Below are 10211 nucleotides of genomic sequence, written 5' to 3'. Positions count from 1 at the left end.
CCACTGACGCGCACAACCGCAGGAAGGACGGCATGCCGGGCCGGTCGTCGGGCGGGAAGTAGGTGCCGCAGAAGAACGGCTCGGCGCTGGGCGTCAGGAAGCAGGTCATCGGCCAGCCGCCGTGGCCGGTCATCGCCTGCGTCGCCTCCATGTAGACGGCGTCCACGTCGGGGCGTTCCTCGCGGTCGACCTTGATCGCAACGAAGTGCTTGTTGACGTACGTTGCGGCCGCTTCGTCTTCGAACGACTCGTGCGCCATGACGTGGCACCAGTGGCAGGCGGCGTAGCCGACGGACAGGAGAACTGGTCTGTTCAGCCGCCGAGCCTCATCAAACGCCTCAGGGCACCACGGCCACCAGTCAACAGGATTGTCCTTGTGCTGCAGCAAGTATGGGCTCGTTGAGTCCGCTAGCCGGTTCGCCATGCGTTCTGCCTCCTGGCACTGTTGACCAGTGCGTTGATCTGTCTCATAGTTGCGCTAGACATACGAGAAAGACAGATGAGATGTCCAACTGCTCCCTCGACGTCAGTGTCAGTGGCGACTGATGGCCGCCCCGCAGCGGGTCCTCGCCACCGGCCGGCCCCGTACTCACGGTGGCGGTCTGCGGCCGTGGCGTCCGGCTCTGTACGCACCCAGTGGCCGGTACCGGCTTTACCGGGTGACCTTCAAAGAGGAGACGCCTGACGGTTGGGTGTGGACGAGCCGCACAGCACCCACCGAGGACGAGGCCAGGCGCATCTTTACTGCTGTCGAGCGGGCTCTGGACGCGCGGGCGACTGGCCCCGCGCGGGCACGTGTTCAGCGGGAACGAACAGGCGACGCTCTGGCGGATCTCTACCTGGCTGATTCCCGCGCTCGAGGGAAGGCGGCGCGAACCGTCGAGCAACGCGAGAGCCGCCTGAAGGTGCACATTCGCCCGGTCCTCGGGGACCTGCCGGTGTCGCGGTGGCGAGTAGAGCATTCTCGCCGGGTGATCGCGGAGGCGCAGTCCCGTGGGGTGCGATCTGTCGGCCGACTGGCAGACGTGCGGCAGGACATGGCCGCGATGCGCGCACTGGCTTGGCGCGAGGGATGGCTGTCGCGCGACGTCGATCCGCTCGACGGGCTCGCGCTGCCTCGCCAGCAACAGCTGCATGGCGCTGGCCGCGGTTACGTTCCGCCCGAGCTTCGGCCGGAGCGGCACCAGGTGGACCGCATGGCTGCCGCCGCCGACCAACTCACGCGAACCGGGCCGGTCGAGCTTCGGCGGTTGCCGTTGTTCGGTACGCAGATTCGGGTCGCAGGTTACGGCGGGTTGCGCCTCTCGGAGCAGCACGGTCTCCGCGCGATCGACGTGTATTTCGACAGAGGCGTGGTTGCCGTCAATGGCTCGTGGACCCAACCCCGGCAGGCCGACAGCGAACCGTTCCGGGGCCCCGTCAAGAACGGCGTCCTTCACGACGCGCCGCTGCCTCGGTCCGTCCTGGATCAGCTCTTGCCGCGTTGCGCCGTGTTGCTTGGGCTGCCGCGGGACGCGTCGGGAGCAGAGGTGACGCGGGCGCAAGCGGAGGAACGGGTTCGCCGCGGAAAGCTCGCGACCTCGCCAGATCGTTGGTGGGAAGTGCCCGTCGACCCGGCAGATGAGTTGTGGGTGTTCGTCGACACGGATACAGGGCGTCCGCCGCGCAGCGAGCTGCTGAACGATCGGTGGCATCGCGTCCGTCGTTGGGTGGCAAAGAACGACCCAGACAACGCCTGGCCGGCCTTCATCCCGTATCGCAACTTGCGGCATCACGCTGCTGCGTTCTGGCATGACGAGCTGCGCCGGGAGTGGGCCGATGTCGCCGCGTGGCTCGGGGATCAGTTGGCGACGGTAATTGCGCACTACGTGCGCTCCGGGGCTGACGCACTCACGACAGTCACCAAGCAGTTGGAGGACTACTAGCGAGACCGCGGTGACCGGTCACGACGCACGCGCCGGCACATCGCGGCGGACACCTCGCTTTCGCGCAGGAAACGGGGGCAGCACGGAAGTCGCCGCGGGACGTGCGGCGAGTTGGGCGTCCTCCCATGCCATCAGGCTGTCCAGCCGATAACGGTCACCACCAACGGCGGTTGGAAAGTCGGCGCGACGCATCATCTCGTAACACTTGGTCCGGCCCCATCCGTAGCGCGCCATGATGTCGCGCGCAGAAAGGAAGGTGTGGCGAGGATCGGCGCCGTCGGGAAGTTCGTATGTCGTCATCGAGCTTCCCCACCTGAAGCGATGACGAAGTCCGCGTCCCTGGCCACGTTGCGCCTCATCGGCTCAGCCCGTAGCCGCGGTCGTTGTCGTGGTGGTTGATGAGGTCGCGAACGTGGCCGTAGCCGTCGTCGTGTTCTGGCGTCGGAGGCCAGGTCTGGCGGCTGGCGAGTTGGTGGCTGCCGCTGACGCTGATGCGTTCGAGCAGGTCGGCGGTGAGCGACACCTCGTCGAGTCGCGCTTGGTTGACCTGCGGGCCGCAGATGTCGATGTCGACGGTGTCGACGGCGAGGTAGATGTGGTTGGCGAGCCGCCCGCGGGACAACGCGACGTAGGCGTGTTCGCGGGTGAGCGGTCCGGCGCCGTAGATGAGGGTGGTGTCGACGGTGACACCTTGGGCTTTGTGCATGGTGCTGGCGTAGCCGGGTTCGAGGTGTCCGCTGGCGAGCCAGTTGCGGTCGAGGACGACTCGCTGCCCGGCGTCGGTTCGTAGTTCGACGGTGCCGCGGCGACGCTGGAGGTCGGTGATGGTGGCGCGGGTGCCGTTGAGCAGGCCGCGGTCGCGGTCGTTGACGGTGACGAGGACTTGGTCGCCGACTCGGTAGGCGCGCGGACCGCGGTCGCTCGGGACGCGAAGCTCGTCGCCGCCGAGGGCGCCGGCGTGGATGAGGTGCTCGCGGATGTGTCGGTTGAGCTGTGCGACGTCGACGCGGCGTGCGGCGAGAACGAGCACCTGCTCACCGCGCCCTGCTGCGGCGGCGTAGTCGGCAGCGACCTGTTCGAGCAGCTCGCCACTAGTCAGCGTCGTGTGCACGCGGTCGTGGTTGACGTAGGCGTCGAGCGCGCCAGCGCTGTCACCTTCGCGCAGTTGGGTGAGGGCGGCGCGTTCCCACGTGGCGTGTTGCCGTTGGTTGTCGGTGAGCCTGATCGTCGTGTCGCGGTCGGCGAGGGCAGCGAACAGTCCGCCCGCGCCGATCTCCGGCAGCTGTTCTGGGTCGCCGACGAGCACGAGTGTTCCGTCCGCGCGGTGCACGTGCTCGAGGAGGCGGGTGAGGGTTCTGGTGTTAACCAGGCTCGCTTCGTCCACCACGAGAACGACCCCGGCCGGTAGTCCGTGGGTATCAGCGCTGCGCAGGGTGGCGGCGACGCTACGGGTCGGGATCCCGGTCGCGGCTTCGAGGTTCTGCGCGGCGCGCCACGCGACCGTCGCGCCCTGGACGGGCCGGTGAATCAGCGACCAGAGCCGCGCCGCTTGAGCGAGCGCGGCGGTCTTGCCGGACCCGGCAGGTCCGGTGACCACATCGACGTGCCGTCGGCTGCTGACCAGCGCGGTGACCATCGCCTGCTGTTCGTCACTGAGCCCGGACCCGACGATGAGCCGCCCGACGTGCCGGGCCGGGATGATCCGCACCGGCCGTTCACGCGGGCTGTCGGCGAGGGTGAGCGCGTGCTGTTCGGTGGCGACGAGTTCGCGGGTGGTGTAGCGGCGTTGAGGACCGTCACCGACGACGGGCAGTACGTCGGGATGCGCGATCAGGGTGGTGACGAGTCGGTCGACGTCCGCGAGGCGGACCGGTGTTCCGGCGGGTAGGGTCTCGCAGATCGCTTGGGCGAGGTCCTGTCGGGTGAACGTCGTGCGGTCGGCGGTGACACCGGCCGGTCCGAACAGCCGCGTCGCGAGCACGTCGATGGCGGGTTCGTCGGGTCCGCCTGTTCTGCCGGTGAGTCGCTGCAGAATGAGCGCGTCGAGTCCGACGGTCGCCGCTTCCTCCGCCCACCTCCCTCGCAACGTCGCCGGCGTTTCGTGGGTTTTGGCGGGGCGGGTGACGAGGCACGCGACTTGCGCGGCTTTGGTGCTGAACCAGCCGCGCCGCGTCTGCTCGTCGACGATCTGACCGCGCCGTTTGGAGAAGTGCTCGATCGTCGACCTTGGGATCCCGTCGACCTCCGCGATCCCCTTGTCGACCCGCGTCCAGGCGACACCTAGGGTCTTGGTGAGCTCACCGCGTAGGACGGCGTGGTAGAGGCTGCTCGCCGTGCGCGCGTGCCGGTAGAGAGAGTTGGTGTCCATCGCCGACCAACGGCCGTCCGCCCCGCGGACCAGGTTCGGGATGACTAGGTGAGTGTGCATCTGGGGGTCACCGGCGCGGCTGGTGCGATGGTCGAACGCGGCGACGATCAGCCCGTCGGTGCCGATCCGCGGCGCCCGCCGGCCGCCGCCGTGATGCCCGCGGGCGGCGGTCGCGGCGTGCCGCTGCAAGTAGGCGACCACTTCGCTGACCCCGACGTCATGCGCGGCGCGTACCGCCTTGGACATGGCCGGGTCGCCGATCCCGAACAGCAGACTCACACTCTTCGGCGCCGACACCGTGACGTCGAGCCCGGCCCGGCGCACGTCGACCTTCGCCCCGGCGTGGGCGAAGGCGGGGGTGTAGGTGTCGGTGCCGTCGACCGACCGGTACAACGCGACCGCGTCGAGCCCGGCGGCCGCTGCGACCTGCCCGACCAGGTCCGCCGGCAGTGTCGATGGCTTCCCCGCATCCACCGCGGCCACCGCCATGTCGAAGGCGGTCGCCGTCTTGGCGTCGCCGAGCAGATCGGCACCGCTACGACGGCCGGTCGCGTCCAAGGCGCGGACGAGGGGTTCGGCGAGCAGCAGCCCGCGCGGGTCGGCACGCAGGACCGGCTTGACCAGCGGCCGCCCGTCCCCGCCGCACCCGGACAGCAGCCCACGCAGCATCTGCTCCCCCGCCGCGTTCAACGCCCCGTCCAGGCCGAGGGCGCGAGCGCCGTCGCCCAGCCAACGACCGGCCGCCTCGCCGACGCCGGTGTAGTAGTCCAGCTCGCATCCCGCCTGCTTCTCCAGGTAGTAGTCCGCAGCGGTCGATCCGGAGCCCAGACGCGAGATCGAGATCACGACGGCTCACCCCAGCCGGCCGGTTCCATGGCGAGCAGCGTCGCGGCGGACCGAGCCAGAACCGCTACCAGAACCGACACGCACACGCCCATGCGCGGCATCGTCACGGGCCGGGGTCCCCACGAACGCCCCCACGAGTCCCCCGACCCGTCAACGTGACGAATATCCCGCGTAAAATGAGTGCCCAATCCAGCGCCAAGGACGGTCCCGCGGCCCGTCACTGACAGGTGGGGACACCCACCTCGACTCGTCACTGATGGGCTGGGGCCGCTCGACTGGGAGCGTCGGTGACAGGTCGTACGCTGCGCGCATGGCCGGAAGACGGACCGCCCGCTGCGCGTTCTGTGGTGAGCAGTTCACCGTCGAACGCCGCTCCGGCCCCACCCCCCGCTACTGCAGCCAAGCCCACCGGCAACGCGCCTACGAGGAGCGCCGCCGCACTGCCCGCACCGACGAGGAACAGAGCCTCGCCGACGAGGTACGCATGCTGCGAAGCCGGGTCAGCTGGCTCGAACACGACAACGCCGAACTACGCCGCGAGCGCGACGAAGCGATCGACTTCGCCGCCCGACTACAAGATCAACTCCGCCCGCCGCACCCCGTTGTCGCCCGACTTCTGAACGCGCAGGCACAACCTGAAGACGACGCCGTCGAACCACCGGGTCGACGGCGCCGACGGTGGAACCCGTCCCGCTGACAAGTCCTGCGGCGGGGGTCGTATCTGCGCGAAGCGCGAGATACAGGGGTGTGAGTCTCAACCCAGTAGAATGGTGGCGATTCACGCGCCCGGCTTGTCTGGACCCTTGCGCGCCGCGGCCGTCCCGCACCAGGAATGGACGCCCGCATGCCCGCTAAGTCAGCACGTCGGTCGACCGGGGCCCGATGAAGATCGGCTTGCTAGCGCCGCCGTGGGTCCCGGTTCCGCCGCCGTCGTACGGCGGGACGGAAGCCGTCGTTGACCGGTTGGCCCGTGGGCTGGTGGCCGCTGGGCACGAGGTGTTGTTGTTCGCGCCGGGCGATTCGACCTGTCCGGTCCCAACGGTGCCGCACACGCTGCCGGCGCGCCCTGACGAGATCGGGCTGACCACGGTCGAGCTGGCATATGTCATTCGCGGGCACGACTGTCTTGCGGGATGTGACGTCGTGCACGATCACACCCTGGCCGGGGCCGCCATCGGCCGACGCAACGGAGCGCCGCCAATATTAACGACAAGCCACGGCCCGTTCACCCCGGAAGTGAGCGACATTTACCGCTCGTTCGCACGTCGCGTGCCGATCATCGCGATCTCTCACGCGCAAGCGGTCGAGGCGTCGCTGCAGGGGATTCAGATAGCTCGCGTCATCCACCACGGGCTGGACCCCGAGGAGATCACTCCCGGGCCGGGCGCCGGCGGCTATTTGCTTTTCCTTGGACGCATGCACCCGGTCAAGGGTGCCGACGTCGCCGCGCGTGTGGCGCGGCAGGCGGGCATGCCACTTCGGATCGCGGCGAAGATGCGTGAGCCTGCCGAACGCGACTGGTTCGCTGCCGAGGTCAAGCCGTTGCTAGGCGGCGACATCGAGTACGTGGGCGAGGTCGGCCGAGCGGAAGCGCTGAGCTTGTTGCAGGACGCGGCGGCGCTGGTGAACCCGATCCGATGGTCGGAGCCATTCGGGCTGGTCATGATCGAAGCGTTGGCTGCTGGTACTCCGGTGCTGGCCTTTCCGAACGGTGCGGCTCCGGAGATCGTCGAGGACGGCAGCACCGGGTTCTTGTGCGCCGACGAGGAACATATGGTGCGTCGGGTTGGCGACATTCCGCTCCTGGAACGTCGTGCGTGCCGCAACGCCGTCTTGACCCGGTTCTCCACGGCACGGGTCGTCGAGGATCACCTCGCGGCGTACGAGCGGATCATGGCTGCGGACGCGCCGGGACGTGTGTTTCCCGACGAGGCTCGGTCACGACCGCCACGTCAGCCGGCAGCCCTGTGACCGTCACGGCCCGGTCGTCATCAACGCGGATCTGGATGCGCGACCCGGCGAAGCTCAGTTCCACCTCGTCGGGTGACAGGTTGCCGGCAACGGGTGCCGTCGTGAAGGTCCCGATGTCCAGCCGCGGCTCCAGCCGCAGCAGCGTCCGCAACAGCAGCAGGGGAGCGGCCGAGGCCCAAGCCTGGGGGGAACAGGATGTCGGGTAGCCAACCGGAACGGGCAGCTCGCTGCGATCCACACCCGCGTACAGCTCCGGCAGCCGACCACTGTTAGCCGCGGCCGCGTCCAACACGGCGTCGATCAACCGGCAGGACTCGTCGACGAATCCGTAGCGCATCAAGCCCGCCGCCGCGATCGCGCTGTCGTGTGGCCACACCGAGCCGTTGTGGTAGCTCAACGGGTTGTAGCGCGGCATGGTTTCGGCCAGCGTGCGCACTCCCCAACCACTGAACATCTGCGGGGACATCAGCTGCGCGGCCACCGCGGGAGCCCGCGCCGGCAGGATGATGCCGCTCCACAGGCAGTGGCCCATGTTGCTGGCAAGTGAGTCCACCTGCCGTTTGTCACCGTCCAGTGCAACTGCTAGCCAGCCGCGATCGGGCACCCAAAAATCCCGGTCGAAGGCCGTTGCGAGAACAGCAGCCTTCGATTCGTAACGTTCTGCGGTCGCGGTGTCCGATCGGAGCCGGGCCAGCTCGGCCCGCGCGCGGTATGCCGCGTAGACGTAGCCCTGCACCTCGGCCAGTGCGATCGGAGGGCTGGCAAGCTCGCCGTCCGCGTCGCTGATGCCGTCCCAAGAGTCTTTCCAACCCTGGTTGAGCAGCCCTTCCGGCGCCAGCCGCCGGTACTCGACGTACCCGTCGCCGTCGCGGTCGCCGTAGCGTTCGATCCACTCCAGCGCCCGGTCGACGTGGGGCAGCAACCCGTCGATGACTGACGGTGAGACGCCCCACCGGCTCAGCTCGCCGACAAGTACGACGAACAAGGGCGTGGCATCGGCGGTGCCGTAATAGATGTGACCGGTCTCGCCGTCCCCGGTTTCGGATGTGAACCGGACTTCGTGCAGGATCCGCCCGGGTTGTTCTTCGGTCGCCGCATCGACCCGGACGCCTTGGAGGCGAGCCAGTGTCTGCGCCACGCCGATCGCGAGACCCGGGTCGACGATCAACGACATGTAGGAGGCGAGCAGTGAATCGCGACCGAATAGCGCCATGAACCACGGCGCGCCGGCGGCAACGACGGGGGAATCCGGATGCGCTGGGTCCTCGATGACCAGCGACCCGATGTCGTCGACCGCGCGGCCGATCGCCTGTTTGAGTCGCTGGTCTTCGGTGACGAGCAGCGGCGTCCGTCGGCGCCACGAGACCAGGCGTTGGCTGGGCTTCGCGGCGGCGGGCCGCTCGCCGCATCCGTACTGCAGTGCGATGTCCCGATCGCCGAGGGAGGTAGCGACCTCGAGGCAGGTGCGCCACTGGCCCTTCGCGGGGATCGTCAACGCCCACGACAGGCCTTCGTGGCCAGCGACTCCGGGCTCGCCGGCGGCGTGCTCCGTGACCTTGACGCTTCGCCGTACTCCACCGCGGACGCTGCTGGTGTGCAGTACGTCATCGACCTGGACGGGATCGCGTTCGACGCGGGCGCGGCCGGCTTTGACCTCGAACAGGCCAGCCATGTCACTCGCGACCCGAAGTTCGAGGGCAACGGTGACGGGCTTGGTGCTGTAGTTGCGCAGCTGCAGGTCCTCCCTCATCCCGTCGCCTACCCAACGCTGCCGAACGACCAACAGGGAACTGTCCACGCCCACTATCCGCTGCGGGCTGGGATGCGCGACGAAGGTCGCGCAATAGGGTTCCGTGACACTGGCGGACAGTGGCTCCAACGGATGCCCGTCGATGAGCAACTCCCATGTGCTGAGGACCCGAGCATCGAGTACAAACAGTCCAGCCGCATCGCCCGGCCGCACGTCACCGCTGCGGTCGGAGAGGATGAACGAGGATCCCTCGACGATGGTGACCAGTCCACCGGGCTGCTCAACGCTGACCGGGTGCTGCTGCGGCGACCAGGGTCCTCGCGCCGCGGCCGGTTTCCCCGCACTCACCCGATCTGATCGGGCTGGACGCTGCGTAGGTAGCGCAGCACCCATCGGTATGAGGCGACGAGGCTGGTCTCGGTGTATGCGATATCCCGTGCCAGGCAGAACGCGCGCACGAGGGGGCGGCATCGGCGCAGGTTGCGGCTGGGCATGCTGGGAAACAGGTGATGCTCGATCTGGTAGTTCAACCCGCCGAACACCGCTGCCGTCACGCGACCGCCGATGATGTTGCGGGAGGTCAGCACCTGGCGTCGCAGGAAGTCGGACCGGCTACCGCCCGTCGGCATGTCCATGCCTTTGTGGTTGGGCGCGAAGACCGACCCCAAGTACAGGCCGAAGACCGACTGCTGCGCCACGACGAAGACGACCGCTTTGACCGGCGACATGACGGCGAGCAGAAGGGCGAGACTCCCACCCAGATGGACGAGTAGCAGTGTGGACTCGATTACACGGTTTCGTGACCGGTGCGCCAGCGTCCGCACGCTTCCCACGTGCAGGTTCCACCCTTCGAGCAGCAACAACGGAAAGAACGCGAGGTGCTGGTGGCTAGCGATGACGCGGAGCAGCCCGCGCTGCTGGCTCGCCTGCGGGCTGTTCCAGGCCAGGATGTTTCGCTCCACGTCCGGATCACGTCCGACTTCGTTGGGGTTGCGATGGTGCCGGTTGTGCTTGTCGACCCACCAGCCGTAGCTGAGGCCGACACCGAGGTTGGAGACGACGAGCCCGAAGCGATCGTTCCACCTCTTGGCTCGGAAGATCTGCTGGTGCCCCGCGTCATGACCGAGGAAGCCGAGCTGCACGAACACCACCCCGAAATACAGCGCCGTCGCGAGTTGCCACCAGGAGTCACCGATCCGCACCAACATCAGGATTCCCGCGGCGACCATCACCGCGAGTGCGGTCAACCGTGGCACGCATCTCGGCAGTGAGCGTTCCAACAGCCCTGCCTGTTGGACATCAGCCATCAGTTCGGCATAGTCCGAGGACGCTCGACTCTGCCGTGCGGGTG

Annotated in this window: 8 protein-coding genes; 3 read left to right on the top strand and 5 right to left on the bottom strand. The window is 68.2% G+C overall.

Annotated elements, in window-relative coordinates; translation table 11 throughout:
• On the bottom strand, nucleotides 1-424 hold a 424-nt coding region (locus VFJ21_10385), incomplete at its 3' end, for a thioredoxin domain-containing protein (GenBank protein HET7407526.1).
• A gap of 235 nt (nucleotides 425-659) precedes the next feature.
• Between VFJ21_10385 and VFJ21_10380 the strand changes: the two genes are divergently transcribed.
• On the top strand, nucleotides 660-1925 hold the full coding sequence (locus tag VFJ21_10380; protein ID HET7407525.1) for a hypothetical protein: 1266 nt from the start codon (nucleotides 660-662) through the stop codon (nucleotides 1923-1925).
• Between the two features lie 18 nt (nucleotides 1926-1943).
• Here VFJ21_10380 and VFJ21_10375 read toward each other — a convergent pair whose 3' ends face one another.
• A complete protein-coding gene (locus tag VFJ21_10375; GenBank protein HET7407524.1) occupies nucleotides 1944-2225 on the bottom strand; it encodes a hypothetical protein in 282 nt (93 codons plus the stop codon).
• Nucleotides 2226-2280: 55 nt separating this feature from the next.
• Nucleotides 2281-5139 carry a MobF family relaxase gene (gene mobF / locus VFJ21_10370; protein ID HET7407523.1) on the bottom strand — a complete coding sequence of 953 codons (2859 nt, stop codon included), beginning with the start codon at nucleotides 5137-5139 and terminating at the stop codon, nucleotides 2281-2283.
• 310 nt (nucleotides 5140-5449) lie between these two features.
• Here mobF and VFJ21_10365 point away from each other — a divergent pair, with 310 nt between their 5' ends.
• Together VFJ21_10365 and VFJ21_10360 are read left to right on the top strand one after the other, a co-directional pair.
• Nucleotides 5450-5836: a hypothetical protein gene (locus tag VFJ21_10365; protein ID HET7407522.1), complete on the top strand. Its 387-nt coding sequence runs from the start codon at nucleotides 5450-5452 to the stop codon at nucleotides 5834-5836.
• Nucleotides 5837-6021: 185 nt separating this feature from the next.
• Complete coding sequence (locus VFJ21_10360; protein ID HET7407521.1) at nucleotides 6022-7110, top strand: glycosyltransferase family 4 protein; 1089 nt, start codon at nucleotides 6022-6024, stop codon at nucleotides 7108-7110.
• Here VFJ21_10360 and VFJ21_10355 read toward each other — a convergent pair.
• Both VFJ21_10355 and VFJ21_10350 read right to left on the bottom strand, forming a co-directional pair.
• Nucleotides 7031-9208 (bottom strand): glycogen debranching N-terminal domain-containing protein, encoded by a 2178-nt coding sequence (locus VFJ21_10355; protein ID HET7407520.1) that lies wholly within the window; start codon nucleotides 9206-9208, stop codon nucleotides 7031-7033. The two genes, VFJ21_10360 and VFJ21_10355, sit on opposite strands and share 80 nt — an antisense overlap.
• Nucleotides 9205-10211: fatty acid desaturase (locus VFJ21_10350; protein ID HET7407519.1), on the bottom strand; the 1007-nt coding region annotated here is incomplete at its 5' end. The genes VFJ21_10350 and VFJ21_10355, both read right to left, overlap by 4 nt.

Source organism: Mycobacteriales bacterium, assembly GCA_035690485.1.
GTDB lineage: Bacteria > Actinomycetota > Actinomycetes > JAFAQI01 > DASSKL01 > DASSKL01.
This window is presented reverse-complemented; position numbering and strand designations above follow the sequence as displayed.

Bases quoted from the DNA above. Each gene is read 5' to 3' on its own strand.
- VFJ21_10375 (HET7407524.1), bottom strand. From the start codon at position 2,225: ATGACGACATACGAACTTCCCGACGGCGCCGATCCTCGCCACACCTTC.
- VFJ21_10365 (HET7407522.1), top strand. From the start codon at position 5,450: ATGGCCGGAAGACGGACCGCCCGCTGCGCGTTCTGTGGTGAGCAGTTC.
- VFJ21_10360 (HET7407521.1), top strand. From the start codon at position 6,022: ATGAAGATCGGCTTGCTAGCGCCGCCGTGGGTCCCGGTTCCGCCGCCG.